Source organism: Phenylobacterium sp. (genome assembly GCF_035539035.1).
Lineage (GTDB): Bacteria > Pseudomonadota > Alphaproteobacteria > Caulobacterales > Caulobacteraceae > Phenylobacterium.
Window position 1 is genome coordinate 37,191 of the sequence record NZ_DATLJI010000008.1, and the last position, 13,253, is coordinate 50,443.

Sequence of the window (13,253 nt, forward strand, 5' to 3'; positions counted from 1 at the left end):
TTTCTGATCGTCGTTCGGTGATTTCCGGTCGCAGGAGGCGGCTGTGCGGGCGAATTCCTGTGGCGGCGCCGCATCACGCGAACGTCACGGGGGTGACGTAAGGGTCGGCCTAGGCGGGCGTACAGAGTAAATGATAGCTTAACAGCGGGAGCCCCTGCGCCAGGGGTTAGGGAGATCTGCCGATGAGCCTCGAGCGCGACGTCGCCTCTGCGCCTGCGTCCCCCCTGCTTCCGATCGAGCCCGCGCTCGCCCTGCCCCTCGACGAGGACACGGGCCCGCTCTCGCTCCACCAGGAGATCAACGAGCGCCGCGCCCGGATCGAGAACGCCGAGCTGCTGCGCCGGCTGCGGGGGCTGTAGGGCTCCACCCCATGACCGTCGTCCCCGGGGCTTGTCCCGGGGATCCATGAACTCCGTTGCGGCGATACTGCGCAGGCCTGCGATCATGGATGGCCGGCACAAGGCCGGCCATGACGAACCGGGATACGAAAACGCCCCCGGGGATGAGCCGGGGGCGCTTCCTGATGGCTGGCGGTGAGGCCTATTCTTCCGCGGCGGCCTCGTCCTTGGCCGCGGCCTTCTTCTTCGGGGCGGCCTTCTTCTTCGGCTTGGCTTCGGCCGCGTCGGCGTCGGCGTAGCCCTCGGGCAGGTCGTCCTCCTTCAGGAGGTCTTCCTTGCTGACCTTCTTGTCGGTCACGGCGGCCTTCTCGACGATCAGGTCGACGACCTTGTCCTCGAAGATCGGCGCGCGCAGCTGGGCCTGGGCGTTGGGGTTCTGGCGGAACAGGTCGAACACCTGCTGCGCCTGCGGACCGTAGCGCATGGCCTCGCGGCGCATGGCCTCGGCCAGCTCCTGGTCGGTCACCTGGACGTTGTTGGCGCGGCCGATCTCGGCCAGCACCAGGCCCAGGCGCACGCGGCGCTCGGCGATCTTGCGGTACTCGGCCTGCAGCTGCTCGTCGCTCTTGCCGGCGTCGTCGTCGGGCAGCGAGCCCTGCTCCTTGTCCTGCTGCACCTGGCTCCAGATCGAGGCGAACTCGGCCTCGACCATCTTCGGCGGCAGCGGAAACTCGTGGCTGGTGTCGAGCTGGTCGAGCAGCGCGCGCTTCAGCTTGAAGCGGCTGGCGCCGGCGTACTGCTGCTCGAGGTTGGTCTTGATGAGCTCGCGGAGCTTCTCGAGGTTCTCGACGCCCAGGCGCTCGGCGAAGGCGTCGTCGGCCCTGGTCTCGACCGGGGCCTTCACTTCCTTCACCTTGACGTCGAAGACGGCTTCTTTGCCGGCCAGGTTCGGGGCCTGGTAGTTCTCCGGGAAGGTGACCTTCACCTCGACGTCGCTGTCGGGGGCCGCGCCCACCAGCTGCTCCTCGAAGCCCGGGATGAACTGACCGGAGCCCAGCACCAGCTCGGCGTCGGTCGCCGTGCCGCCCTCGAAGGCGACGCCGTCCAGCTTGCCCACGAAATCGATGACGACCATGTCGCCGTCCTTGGCCTTCACGGCCTTGCCGGTCCTGGCCTCGTAGGTCTTGTTCTGCGAGGCCAGCTCGTCGACGGCCTCGTCCACCTCGGCGTCGGTGGGCTCGTAGACCGGGCGCTCCAGCTTCAGGCTGGACGGATCGACCGGCTCGAACTCCGGCATGATGTCCACGGCGATCTCGTAGGCCAGGTCGGCCTTGCCCTCGATCACCTGGTTCATGTCGCCTTCCGGCTTCAGGTCCGGGTCGCCGGCGGGGCGCAGGTTGTTGTCGGTGAGGACCTTCTGGGTGGTCTCGGTGAGGGTCTGCTCGACCACCTCGCTCATCAGCGCCTTGCCGTAGAGGCGGCGCACGTGGGCCGGCGGCACCTTGCCCGGGCGGAAGCCCTTGATGTTGAGGGTCGGCGTGATCTCGGCGATCCGCGCCTCCAGCTTCTCGGTGAGGTCCGAAGCGGGAACGGTGACGCCATAGACGCGGCTGAGGCCTTCACCGGACTTTTCAACGATCTGCATCGACATTCTGGGATTTCCGGACGCCGCGCCGTTGCCGCGCGCTCCGCCCGCCTTCAGTGTGAAATGGTGAGCGCCGCCGGAGGGGCTCCGGCGGCGGGGCGGCGACTTATGTCACGCGGCGTGCGCGCGTCCAAGCCCTAAGGCCCCTCCTTCGCCGTGAGCGAACCGGGATGGTGCGGATGAGAGGACTCGAACCTCCACGCCTTGCGGCGCTGGAACCTAAATCCAGTGCGTCTACCAGTTCCGCCACATCCGCAGCCGGGCGTGGAAAGCCCCTTAGGACAGAAGGCCGCGCGCCGCCAGAGCCAGCAGAGAGGCGCGGGCCGACGCTTTCGGATAACGTTGTGCTGGGAATCTTCGGAGCCGAAGGTCGCCGGATGCGAAACGACCCCATGTCGCGGCTGCGCGACGAGTACACGCGCGTGGCCAAGGGCCTCGTCGGACCGTTGCTCGACGTGCTGGCGGCCGGCCGCGCGGCTTGCGACGGCGACCTGGACCGCTTCCACGTCCTGCTGGTGATCGCCCAGCGCACCGCCGAGGACCGGCGCACGGCGGAGCTCCGCCTGGACGACATGCTGAGCGGCAAGGTCCAGGACCTGCCGAGCCTGACGACGAACGTCCGCTCCATCGCCGAATCCACCGGCATCCCCAAGGAGACCGTGCGGCGGAAGGTGGCGACCCTGGTGGCGGACGGCCTGGTGCGGCGGGAGGGCAACGAGCTGTCCTACACCCGGCTGGGCCTCCAGCGGCTGACCAGCGTGCGCGAGCCGATCCTGCGCTTCGCGGTGCGCGGCCACCAGGCCGTGGCCGCCCTGGAGCTGGAGGAGGACCGCGGGGCGGGGTGACAGGCGCGCCGTCCGCGCTATGAAGGCCCCATGGGGTCCGGCGTCCTCTTCGTGCACAACAACTTCCCGGCCCAGTTCCGGGACCTGGCCCAGACCCTGATGGCGCGCGGCGCGTCCTGCGCGGCGATCGGCGCGCACACCTCCCCCGGAATCCCGGACCTGCAGCAGGCCCGCTACAAGCTGGGCCGCGGCACGACGCCGGGCATCTTCTCCCTGGCCGTGCGGGCGGAGGCGGACCTGATCCGCGCCCGGGCCTCGCTGAAGGCGGCGCGCTACCTGCAGGACGCCGGCTTCGAGCCGCAGGTGATCGTCGGCCATCCCGGCTGGGGCGAGACCCTGTTCCTGGACGAGGTGTGGCCCAAGGCCCGCCGGGTGATGTTCTCGGAGTTCTTCTACCACGGTCACGGCGTCGACGTGGGCTTCGACACCGAGTTCAGCACGCCCACCGAGGAGGCGGCGCTGATCGCCAAGGGCAAGAACGCGGTCATGACCCTGGCGCTGGCCGAGGCCGACGCGATCGTCGCGCCGACGCCGTTCCAGGCCTCGGTGCTGCCCTCGGTGTTCTCGCCACGGGTGCGGATCATCCACGAGGGCGTGGACGTGGACGCCATCCGCCCGGGCCCGGCCGAGCCGTTCGCCCTGGACGACGGCCGGGTGATCCGGCCGGGGACGCCGGTGATCACCCACATCAACAACAACATGGAGCCGCTGCGCGGCCTGCACATCTTCGCCCGCGCCCTCCCCGCCGTGCTGAAGGCCGTGCCGGACGCCCAGGTGATCGTGATCGGCCAGGCCGCGAAGAGCGGCTATGGCGGCACGGCGCCGGACGACCTCACCTGGCAGGACGTCTGCCTGCGCGGCGTCGAGCTCGATCCGCAGCGGGTGCACTTCCTGGGCAAGGTGGAGCATGCGCGGATGCTGGCGGCGCTCAGGCTCTCCACGGCGCACGTCTACTACACCTACCCCTTCGTGCTTTCCTGGTCGCTGTCGGAGGCCATGGCCAGCGGCGGCTACGTGATCGGCTCCGACACCGCGCCCCTGCGCGACGCCATCGAGGACGGGGTGAGCGGACGGCTGCTGCCGTTCTTCGACGTCGAGGCCCTGTCGGAGGCGCTGATCGCGGCCTGCCGGGACCCGGCGGCGACGGCCCCGATGCGCGAGGCGGCGCGGGCCGCGGCGGTGGCGAAGTTCAACCGCGCCACGGGCCGGGCGGCCTGGCTCGACCTGCTGCGCGAGCAGGGCCTCACCCTGCCCTGAGCACCCGCCCTAGCCGCAGCGGATCTCGCGGATGATGCCGGTCTGGGCGTCGAAGAAGAAGTTGAGCCGCTCGGGGCTGAAGTCCTGGGTGACCGGACAGGTGGTGCAGGCCACCCGCTGGCGCTCCGGGCGCACCGGCACCGGGATCTCGCTGCGCGGCCGGCCGACGAGGTGCTGGAGCTCGGCGGCGCCGCAGCGGTCGCGCGGCGGCGGCGGCGCGGGCGCGGCCCGCGGCGGGGCGGCCGCGGGCGGCGGCGGGGCCTCGGCCGGGGGCGCGGCGCAGCCGGCGGCCAGGAGCGCGCCCAGAACGGCCAGCCTGATCCTCATGCCTGCTTCTCCCATCCGCGTGCCTGCTGCTTCCAGTAGGAGACCGGCAGGCCGGTCGCCTTGATCCGGCTCCACTGCGCCCGGGCGGTGGCGAGCTGCGCCTCGTCGCCGCCGTCGAACAGCACCACGCAGCGCGCGTAGCCCGCCAGGTCGCCGGGCTCGGCGCCGTCCACCAGGAAGAGCGCGTCGGCGTCGTTCGCGTTCTCGAAGCCCGTGGTCAGCAGCACCGGCTGGCGGGCGGCGCCCGGCTCGTCGGCCGGGGCGTGGGGCAGGAAGCTGTCCTCGCGGTAGCTCCAGAGCCAGCCGTCCAGGTGCTCGACCCGCTCGGGCGCGGGCGTGCGGACGACCGCGCGCCAGCCGCGCTGCAGCGTCTTCTCCAGGAGTTCCGGCAGGGCCTGGTCGAGCCCGGTCCGCTCCAGGTGGTAGAACCAGACCTCGCAGGGGTTTTCGGCCATGGCCCCTCTTAGCGCCGTTTCCGGCCCCTGGGGAGGTCAGGCGGCGCGCACCCGGCCCTTGCCCGGGCGGGCGACCGCGCGGCGGATGGCGGCGAACAGCTGCGGCGCCTGCAGCGGCTTGGCCGCCATGGCGGCGAAGCCCAGGCCCCGGTACTCGGACGCGTCGCGCGAGACCACGTCGGCGGTGAGCGCGATCACCGGCGTCGCGCGGTTCGGCCCCTCCGCCCCCCGCAGCGCCTTCAGCGCCTGGGGCCCGCTCATCCGCGGCATGTGGACGTCCATGAGGATCACGTCGAAGGCCTGGGCGGCGGCGAGCTTCAGGCCCTCGGCCGCGCCGGCGCAGACCACCTTGTGCCCGCGCTGGCCCAGGAGCTCGCGCAGGACGGTGAGGTTCACCGCATGGTCGTCGATGGCCAGCACCTTCAGCGGCCGCATATCGCCGCCGGCGTCCTCGGCGTCGGCCGCGCGCGGGCCGGCCTTGGCGACCTCGAGCACGAGCTCCAGGTGGAAGGTCGAGCCCAGGCCCTGCACGCTCTCGACCTGCAGGCGCCCGCCCATGAGCTCGGTGAGCTGCTGGCAGACGGCGAGGCCCAGGCCGGATCCGTCGGCGCGGCGCGAGGCGCTCACCCCGCCCTGGCTGTAGCGGTCGAAGATCTGCGGCAGGACCTCCTCGGAGATCCCGGCTCCCGTGTCGGTGACGGCGATGGACACCCGCGTCCGCCCCTGGCGCACGGGGCCCGCCCGGGCGCTGATCGTCACGGAACCGGTGTCGGTGAACTTCAGCGCGTTGCCGACCAGGTTGAACAGCACCTGGCGCAGGCGCACGGCGTCGACCTTGACGAACGCCGGCACGGTCTCGTGGACCTGCAGGTCGAGGGCAAGGCCCTTGGCCTCCGCCTGCGGGCGCCAGAAGGCGGCCACCTTCTCCAGGAAGCGCGGCAGGTCCTCGGGCTCGAACACCAGCTCCAGCCGGCCGGCCTCGATCTTCGACATGTCGAGGATGTCGTTGAGGATCGACAGCAGGTACTCGCCGGAATCCGTCAGGGTCTGCAAGCGGCTGAGCCGGGCGGGGTCGGTCTCGACCCGGCGCATGGCCTCGGCCATCCCCAGCACCCCATTCATGGGCGTGCGGATCTCGTGGCTCATGGTGGCCAGGAAGTTGGCCTTGGCCTGGCCGGCCTTGCGGGCGGCCTCGCGGGCCTCGTCGGCGGCGACCCGTTCGGCGAACGCGCGGTCGCGGGCGGCCTCCAGGTCGCGGATCATCTCCACCGAGGCGTTGTGGGTCTGGCGCCAGACGTCCAGCGAGGCGCCCCAGGTCAGGGAGACCATGGCCAGCACCCAGACCGTGGCGGCGAGCGCGATCAGCAGCGCGATGGCGGGGCCGAAGCCCAGGAGGTCCACCGCGGCCACGCCGAAGGCCAGGACCGGCGGGATGGCGAAGCCCCAGAACACCTTCGGCGAGAAGGCGCCGTACGAGAGGGCGACGGCGATCAAGGAATAGCCGCCCACCACCGCCAGGAAGAGGATCTCGGCCACCTCGCCGGTGCGAAGCGCCGCGGCCAGCGGGGCGGAGGTGTAGAGGGCCGAGCGGAAGACGGCGAGCAGGGCCATCTTCCAGGGGACGCTGGGATCCTCGACCTTGAGCGCCTGCCTGGTCCACAGGGCGAGGATCTTCTGGATGGCGATGTCGCCGGCCCAGGAGGCGGCCAGCCAGGCGAGCGCCATCCAGGGATGGCCCAGCAGCGCCAGGCACAGGGCCCGGACGGCGGACAGCGCGCAGAGGCGCCACGCCGGATAGGTCATCCCGGCGAGCGTCAGGTGGTACGGATTGAACAGGTTCGCCCGGTCCGGCTGGACGCGCGGCGCCCATCCCATCCGAGGTCCCCGGCTGTCGCTCATCGGCGCGCGGTCCCCTTTCGGCGGGGACTAGAGGCCGAAATCGTGAATTTTCCCGGAACGTCGTTCGTTAATTGCGCTGCGGCTCAACCGCGCATTGCGCGCCGCCGCGCCGGCTCGGGCGACGGTTTCAGCCGGTGGTTGTGCGGAAGGCGCGCCGCGCCCTCCGCACGGACGCCCCCGTCAGCCCTCGTACCTGTCCTGCACCATGCGGTTCAGCAGGCGCACGCCGTAGCCGGTGGCGCCTTCCGGGATGGTCGGCACGGTGGAGCCCTTCTTCCAGGCGGTGGAGGCGATATCCAGGTGCGCCCAGGGCAGACCGTTGACGAACCTCTGCAGGAACAGCGCCGCGGTGATCGAGCCGGCCGGGCGGCCGCCGGTGTTCTTCAGGTCGGCGATCTGGGACTCGATCTGCTTGTTGTAGGCCTCCGGCAGCGGCAGCCGCCACAGGGGCTCGCCCTCCTTGCCCGAGGCTTCGAGCAGATTGCCCGCCAGCTCGTCGTTGTTGGAGAAGCAGCCGGCGTAGTCGTTGCCGAGCGAGATGATGATCGCCCCGGTCAGGGTGGCGAGGTCGACCATGAACTTCGGCTTGAAGCGGTCCTGGCAGTACCAGAGGGCGTCGGCGAGCACGAGACGGCCCTCGGCGTCGGTGTTGATCACCTCGATGGTCTGTCCGCTCATGGAGGTGACCACGTCGCCGGGACGCTGGGCGTTGCCGTCGGGCATGTTCTCCACGAGGCCGAGGATGCCGATGGCGTTCACCTTGGCCTTGCGGCCGGCGAGCACGTGCATGAGGCCGGTGACGGCGCCCGCCCCGCCCATGTCCCACTTCATGTCCTCCATGCCGTCGGCCGGCTTGATGGAGATGCCGCCGGTGTCGAAGCAGACGCCCTTGCCGACGAAGGCCACCGGCTGGGCGTTGGGGTCGGCCGCGCCGTTCCAGCGGATGATGACGAGCTGGCTCTCGCGGATGCTGCCCTGCCCCACGCCCAGCAGCGAGCCCATGCCGAGTTCGGCCATCTCGGGCTCGCCGAGCACCTCGATCTCCAGGCCCAGGCGCTCGAGCTCCTTCACCCGGCGCGCGAACTCGGCGGGATAGAGGATGTTGGCCGGCTCGGAGACCAGGTCGCGGGAGAAGCTGACGGCGTCGGCGAGCGCGGCCAGCGGCGGGAAGGCGGCGAGCGCGGCGTCCGGGTCGGCGGCGGTCACCTGGGTCTTGATCACCGAGGGCTTCTTCTCGGCGGCTTCCTTGGTGCGGTACTTGTCGAAGCGGTAGCAGGCCAGCCGTACGCCGAGCGCGGCCCGCGTGGCCAGTTCCGCGCTCGCCTGGGGCAGCTCGACCCGCAGGGTCTCCAGGCCCGACAGCTTCACCGCGTTGTAGGCGTTGGCGCCGGCATGTTCGGCGGCCAGGGCGTCGAAGGCCTCGGACTTGCCGGCGCCGACCAGCACCAGCCGGTCGCCGCCGCCCTCGGGGGCGAGCACGTCGAGCGTCTGGCCCTTGGCTCCCGTGAACCGGCTGGCGGCCACGGCGCGGGCGAGCGCGCCCTCCTGGGCCTGCCCCTCGAAGACCACGCGGGCCACGGCGGTCCGGGGGGCCAGCGGGGCGTCGGCGGCGACGAACTCGATCTCCATCGGAACTCTCTTCTTCTCGCGTCTCAGGCTTGGCGCGGCCACGCTGCGGCCGCTCGTGCGACGGTTGTGCGTCGCGGCGACGCATGGTTTAGAACAGCTCCGCGGCCGGGGCGCGCCAAATCTCCGGGTGAGCCGTAAAACTTACCGATGCGCCTGATCGACCGATACCTGCTGCGCCAGCTCGCCGGCCCCACCCTGCTCGCCACCCTGGCGCTGACGGGCGTCGCGTTGCTGAGCCAGAGCCTGGCCGGTCTCGACCTGATCGTGAACCAGCGGCAGAGCGGCCTCGTCTTCCTGAAGATCACGCTGCTCTACATGCCGCAGCTCATCAACATCATCCTGCCGATTGCGGTGTTCGTGGCCGCGCTGGTGGCGCTGAACCGGCTGCACACCGAGCAGGAGATCGTCGTCTGCTTCGCCGGGGGCATGAGCCGCTGGCGGGTGATCTCGCCGGCCATGCGGCTGGCCTGCACCATCGCCTTCGCCGCCCTGGTGATGAACCTCTTCGTCCAGCCGGCCGCCTTCCGCACCCTGCGCCAGGAGCTGTTCGAGGTGCGCACGGACCTCGCCTCGACCCTGGTCCGCGAGGGGGAGTTCACCGAGCCGGTCCCCGGCCTCACGGTCTACGCCCAAACGGTTGAAGGCGATGGGGATTTCGGCAACCTGTTCATCCACCAGGAAAAGGCCGACGGCTCCTCGACGGTCTACACCGCTGACGCCGGCCGGATAGACCGGCGCGGCGGCCGCACGGTGCTGCTGATGGAGAACGGCACGACGCAGGAGTTCTCCGAGCGCGGCGTGCTGAACTACCTGACGTTCAATGAGTACGCTTACGACCTGCAGGCGATCACCAGCTCCGACGAGCTGATCCACTACAAGCCCTCCGACCGCTATCTCCACGAGCTGTTCTTCCCGGACCTGACGCAGGACTGGGAGCGGAAGAACCGCCTGAGCCTGCTGGCCGAGGGCCACGCCCGCATCGCCACGCCGCTCTACAACATCGCCTTCATGGCGCTGGCGCTGTCGGCGATCATCGGCGGCGGCTTCTCGCGGCTCGGCTACGGCCGCCGGATCGCCACCATGGGCGCGGTGGCCTCGGTCGTGCGGATCCTGGGCTTCGTGGTGCAGGCCGCCTGCGAGGACTCGGCCTGGCTGAACGTCCTGCAGTACGTGGTGCCGCTCGGCGCGACCGCGTTCGGGCTGCGCAGCATCTTCCGCCAGCGGGTCAGCCGGTTCATCGACATCCGCCGGCGGGCGCCGGCGATCGGAGCCGCGGCATGATCGGGGTCGGGCGCCTGGAGCGCTATGTCCTCTACCGCACCCTGGCGGGCGTCGGCGCGGCGCTGGCGGTGATCGCGGCGGTCATCCTGCTGATCCAGTTCGTGGACCTGTCCCGCTCGGTGGGCACGCGCGCGGACGTCGGGGCCACCACCATCTTCGGCCTGACCCTGCTGCGGGCGCCGGCGCTCATCCAGGTGCTGCTGCCGTTCGTGTTCCTGTTCGGCGGGATCAGCGCCTATGTCGGCCTGAACCGGAAGAGCGAGCTCGTGGCCATGCGCGCCGCCGGCGTCTCGGCCTGGCGCTTCATCCTGCCGTTCGCGGCGGCCGCCTTCGTGGCCGGGGTGCTGGCCGTGACGGTGCTGAACCCGGTGGCCGCGGCGCTGAACGCCCGCTTCGAGGCCGACCGCGCCCGGCTGATGGAGAACTACCTCGGGGACGCGCCCGAGGACATCTGGCTGCGCCAGGGCGACGAGCGGACCCAGATCGTCATCCACGCCCGGGCCCGCGACACGGTGGACGGCATGGTCCGGCTGCGCCGCGTGTCGCTGTTCGTCTACCAGAAGGACCCCAACGGCCGGCTGGAGTTCAAGCGCCGCCTGGAGGCCGCCGAGGCCCGGCTGATGCCCGGCTTCTGGCAGCTGCGCGACGTGCGCGAGGCCACCGCCGGCGAGAGCTCGGTGCGTTCCGAGAGCCTGTCGATCCGCTCGGCGCTCGATTCGCGCTCGGCCATGGAGCGGTTCGCCTCCCCCGAGGCGATCGCCTTCTGGCGGCTGCCTGACGCCATCCAGCTCACGGAGCAGGCCGGCTTCTCGGCCTACGCCTACCGGCTGCGCTTCCAGCAACTGCTGGCGACGCCGCTGCTGTTCGCGGCCATGGCGGTGCTGGCGGCGGCCTTCTCGCTGCGGCTGGCGCGGCTGGGGGGACTGGCGGGGCTGGCCGGGGCCGGCGTGGCGCTCGGCTTCGTGGTGTTCTTCTTCAATCAGTTCGCAGGGGCCCTGGCCCGCGCCGACATCATCCCGCTGTTCGCCGCGGCCTGGGCGCCTGCGGTGGTGGCGCTGCTATCGGGCCTGACCCTGCTCGCCTACACTGAAGACGGTTGAATCCTGGCCCCGCCCGGCTATGCATCGCCGCAAGGCCTTGCTGAACGCCGCGCCTGCGCGAGAGGGGATCTGAAGCGTAATGAGTCCGCGTCGGCGCATGCCGTCTGCCGCAGCCAAGCGCGCCCTGCTCGCGGGCGCCGCGATCGCGGCCCTGTGGGCGCCCGCGTCCCTGGTCCACGCCCAGCAACCGCCGGCCCCTGCCCCGGCGCCGGCCGCGCCGGGGCCGGACGGCCTGCAGCCCGGCGAGCTCTACATGGAGGCGGACGAGGTCATCCGTGACGACAAGGCCAAGATCACCACCGCGGCGGGCAATATCGAGGTCCGCTACGAGAACCGCACGCTGCGCGCCGACCGGCTGATCTACGAGGAAGCCAAGGAAGAGGGCGGCCAGGGGATCATCCGCGCCCGCGGCAACGTCGTGATCATCAACGACGACGGCACCAGCGAATACGCCGACGAGTTCGTGCTGGACGACGAGATGCGCGCCGGCGTGGCGCTGGGCTTCTCGGCGCGCCTGCAGGAGAACGTCAAGATCGCCGCCGCCAGCGCGGCGCGGCGCAACGAGAACGTCCAGGAGCTGAACCGGGCGATCTACACGCCCTGCGAGATCTGCGCCGCCGACGGCACGCCCAAGACCCCCACCTGGTCCATCGCCGCCGACCGGGTGGTGCAGGACAAGAAACGCAGGCTCGTCTACTACCGCAACGCCCGCCTGCGGGTCTTCGGCGTCTCCCTGCTCTACCTGCCGGTCTTCTGGCACGCCGACCCGCAGTCGCCGCGCGCCTCGGGCTTCCTGGCGCCGCGCGCGTCGGCCTCCGACCGCCGCGGCCTGTCCTACGAGCAGCCCTACTACTGGGCGATCAGCCCCTATTCGGACCTGATCGTCAGCCCGCAGGTGAACACCGACGTCAATCCGTTCCTGAACGGGCAGTACCGCAAGCGCTTCTACTCGGGCGATGTGGACCTGCGGTTCGGCTACACCTACGAGCAGGACTTCGACGGCCGCGGCGACCGGTTCGGCGAGAGCACCCATCGCAGCTACATCCTGGGCCGCGGCGCCTTCCGGGCGGGCGAGAAGTGGCGCTGGGGCTTCACGGCCGAACGGGCGTCGGACGACCTGATCTTCGACAAGTACGAGATCGGCGACGTCTTCGAATCGCGCGGGCCCTATGTGGCCGACGACCGGCGGCTGATCTCCCAGGCCTACGCCATCCGCCAGGACACCCGTTCCTACGCCTCCATCGCGGCGCTGAGCATCCAGGGCCTGCGGCGCGGCGGCGACGAGACCAGCAGCCTCGACGACGACAACGACCGCACCTTCCCGACCGTCGCCCCGCTGGTGGAGACCCACTACGAGCCGATGGCCACGGTCATGGGGGGCCGCCTGCGCGTGCACGGCAGCGCCGTGGCGCTGACCCGCGAGCAGTCGCCCGACTTCCCCGCCACCCGCCTGCCCGGCCTCGACAGCCGCCGGGTGACCGGCGAGGTCGACTGGCGGCGCAGCTTCACCTCGGCCGCGGGCCTCAGGGTCGAGCCGTTCGTGAACCTGCGGGCCGACGCCTACAGCCTGAGCGACATCCTGACCGGGACCGGCGCGGAGACCACCTCGCGTTCCACCTCCCGCGCGCTGGCCACGGCCGGGGCGATGGTCTCCTATCCGGTCTACCGCCGCTTCAAGGACTCCACCGTCGTCCTGGAGCCGCTGGCCCAGGTGGCGGTCTCCCCGGACGCCAAGCAGATCGTGCTGCGGCGCAACGCCGACGGCTCGCCGGTGTACCTGAACGAGGACAGCGTCGCCTTCGAGTTCGACGAGATCACCCTGTTCCGGGCCAACAAGTTCCCGGGCTTCGACCTCTACGAGGACGGCGCGCGGCTCAATGTCGCGGGCCGGGCCTCTGTGCTGTGGGACGACGGCCGCAGGGCCAGCCTGCTGGTCGGCCGCAGCTTCCGCACCGAGGAGAACGACGTCTTCCGCGAGCGCTCCGGCCTGCGCAAGAAGGCCTCCGACTGGATCGTCGCCGCCGACGCCCAGCCGGTGCGCGGCGTCTCGCTGTTCACCCGCGCGCGGCTCGATTCCGACAGCCTGGACATCCACCGCCTGGAGGCCGGCGCCAACGTCGCGCGCTCCTGGGGCTCGGGCTTCGTCCGCTACCTCACCGACGACTTCGACATCAACGCCCAGCGCCGGGAGAACCTCGACCTCGGCGGCGAGGTCTACATCGGCAAGAACTGGGGCGTGTCGGCCTACGGCAACCGCGACATGCAGCAGGAAGCCTGGGTGATCCGCGACGTGGGCGTCTTCTACCGGGACGACTGCATGCGCGTGGACGTCATCTACCGCAAGGAAGACACCGTGGTGGGACGTCTGGGGCCCCGGGAGTCCGTCAGCGTGCGCCTAACGCTCGCCACATTGGGCGGACCACTTTATGGCAGATAGGATAACGGGCCGCGGACCGGGTACGGAGCGGCCCCTCGAA

At 71.0% G+C, this 13,253-nt stretch carries 11 protein-coding genes and 1 tRNA gene; 6 read left to right on the top strand and 6 right to left on the bottom strand.

Annotated features, from left to right (window positions below):
* The first annotated feature begins 182 nt into the window (after nucleotides 1-182).
* Complete coding sequence (locus VM685_RS02190; protein WP_325458472.1) at nucleotides 183-359, top strand: hypothetical protein; 177 nt, start codon at nucleotides 183-185, stop codon at nucleotides 357-359.
* Between the two features lie 181 nt (nucleotides 360-540).
* On the opposite strand, the gene tig is transcribed toward VM685_RS02190, so the two are convergent.
* Both tig and VM685_RS02200 read right to left on the bottom strand, forming a co-directional pair.
* Nucleotides 541-1,983, bottom strand: a complete 1,443-nt coding sequence (gene tig, locus VM685_RS02195; protein ID WP_325458589.1) for a trigger factor — start codon at nucleotides 1,981-1,983, stop codon at nucleotides 541-543.
* A gap of 171 nt (nucleotides 1,984-2,154) precedes the next feature.
* Nucleotides 2,155-2,239 (bottom strand) — tRNA-Leu (locus VM685_RS02200).
* Between the two features lie 121 nt (nucleotides 2,240-2,360).
* Here VM685_RS02200 and VM685_RS02205 point away from each other — a divergent pair.
* Both VM685_RS02205 and VM685_RS02210 read left to right on the top strand, forming a co-directional pair.
* Nucleotides 2,361-2,828 carry a helix-turn-helix domain-containing protein gene (locus VM685_RS02205; protein ID WP_325458473.1) on the top strand — a complete coding sequence of 156 codons (468 nt, stop codon included), beginning with the start codon at nucleotides 2,361-2,363 and terminating at the stop codon, nucleotides 2,826-2,828.
* A gap of 30 nt (nucleotides 2,829-2,858) precedes the next feature.
* Nucleotides 2,859-4,085: a glycosyltransferase gene (locus VM685_RS02210; RefSeq protein ID WP_325458474.1), complete on the top strand. Its 1,227-nt coding sequence runs from the start codon at nucleotides 2,859-2,861 to the stop codon at nucleotides 4,083-4,085.
* A gap of 9 nt (nucleotides 4,086-4,094) precedes the next feature.
* Here the strand turns inward: VM685_RS02210 and VM685_RS02215 are convergent, their stop codons facing one another.
* The 4 genes from VM685_RS02215 to VM685_RS02230 form a co-directional block, all read right to left on the bottom strand.
* Nucleotides 4,095-4,412: a peptidase inhibitor I78 gene (locus VM685_RS02215; protein ID WP_325458475.1), complete on the bottom strand. Its 318-nt coding sequence runs from the start codon at nucleotides 4,410-4,412 to the stop codon at nucleotides 4,095-4,097.
* Complete coding sequence (locus VM685_RS02220; RefSeq protein WP_325458476.1) at nucleotides 4,409-4,867, bottom strand: DNA polymerase III subunit chi; 459 nt, start codon at nucleotides 4,865-4,867, stop codon at nucleotides 4,409-4,411. The genes VM685_RS02215 and VM685_RS02220 overlap by 4 nt, the downstream gene beginning before the upstream one ends.
* 36 nt (nucleotides 4,868-4,903) lie before the next feature.
* Nucleotides 4,904-6,742: an ATP-binding protein gene (locus VM685_RS02225; RefSeq protein WP_325458477.1), complete on the bottom strand. Its 1,839-nt coding sequence runs from the start codon at nucleotides 6,740-6,742 to the stop codon at nucleotides 4,904-4,906.
* Nucleotides 6,743-6,946: 204 nt separating this feature from the next.
* Nucleotides 6,947-8,395, bottom strand: a complete 1,449-nt coding sequence (locus VM685_RS02230) for a leucyl aminopeptidase (RefSeq protein WP_325458478.1) — start codon at nucleotides 8,393-8,395, stop codon at nucleotides 6,947-6,949.
* A 147-nt stretch (nucleotides 8,396-8,542) separates the two neighbouring features.
* Between VM685_RS02230 and lptF the strand changes: the two genes are divergently transcribed.
* From lptF to VM685_RS02245, 3 genes are all read left to right on the top strand, one after another.
* On the top strand, nucleotides 8,543-9,676 hold the full coding sequence (gene lptF / locus VM685_RS02235; RefSeq protein WP_325458479.1) for an LPS export ABC transporter permease LptF: 1,134 nt from the start codon (nucleotides 8,543-8,545) through the stop codon (nucleotides 9,674-9,676).
* Nucleotides 9,673-10,776, top strand: a complete 1,104-nt coding sequence (gene lptG, locus VM685_RS02240) for an LPS export ABC transporter permease LptG (RefSeq protein ID WP_325458480.1) — start codon at nucleotides 9,673-9,675, stop codon at nucleotides 10,774-10,776. Before lptF ends, lptG begins: the two co-directional genes overlap by 4 nt.
* 97 nt (nucleotides 10,777-10,873) lie before the next feature.
* Nucleotides 10,874-13,213 carry an LPS-assembly protein LptD gene (locus tag VM685_RS02245; RefSeq protein ID WP_325458481.1) on the top strand — a complete coding sequence of 780 codons (2,340 nt, stop codon included), beginning with the start codon at nucleotides 10,874-10,876 and terminating at the stop codon, nucleotides 13,211-13,213.
* Nucleotides 13,214-13,253: the final 40 nt, after the last annotated feature.

Bases quoted from the DNA above. Each gene is read 5' to 3' on its own strand.
- VM685_RS02190 (WP_325458472.1), top strand. From the start codon at position 183: ATGAGCCTCGAGCGCGACGTCGCCTCTGCGCCTGCGTCCCCCCTGCTT.
- tig (WP_325458589.1), bottom strand. From the start codon at position 1,983: ATGCAGATCGTTGAAAAGTCCGGTGAAGGCCTCAGCCGCGTCTATGGC.
- VM685_RS02205 (WP_325458473.1), top strand. From the start codon at position 2,361: ATGCGAAACGACCCCATGTCGCGGCTGCGCGACGAGTACACGCGCGTG.
- VM685_RS02210 (WP_325458474.1), top strand. From the start codon at position 2,859: ATGGGGTCCGGCGTCCTCTTCGTGCACAACAACTTCCCGGCCCAGTTC.
- VM685_RS02215 (WP_325458475.1), bottom strand. From the start codon at position 4,412: ATGAGGATCAGGCTGGCCGTTCTGGGCGCGCTCCTGGCCGCCGGCTGC.
- VM685_RS02220 (WP_325458476.1), bottom strand. From the start codon at position 4,867: ATGGCCGAAAACCCCTGCGAGGTCTGGTTCTACCACCTGGAGCGGACC.
- VM685_RS02225 (WP_325458477.1), bottom strand. From the start codon at position 6,742: ATGGGATGGGCGCCGCGCGTCCAGCCGGACCGGGCGAACCTGTTCAAT.
- VM685_RS02230 (WP_325458478.1), bottom strand. From the start codon at position 8,395: ATGGAGATCGAGTTCGTCGCCGCCGACGCCCCGCTGGCCCCCCGGACC.
- lptF (WP_325458479.1), top strand. From the start codon at position 8,543: ATGCGCCTGATCGACCGATACCTGCTGCGCCAGCTCGCCGGCCCCACC.
- lptG (WP_325458480.1), top strand. From the start codon at position 9,673: ATGATCGGGGTCGGGCGCCTGGAGCGCTATGTCCTCTACCGCACCCTG.
- VM685_RS02245 (WP_325458481.1), top strand. From the start codon at position 10,874: ATGCCGTCTGCCGCAGCCAAGCGCGCCCTGCTCGCGGGCGCCGCGATC.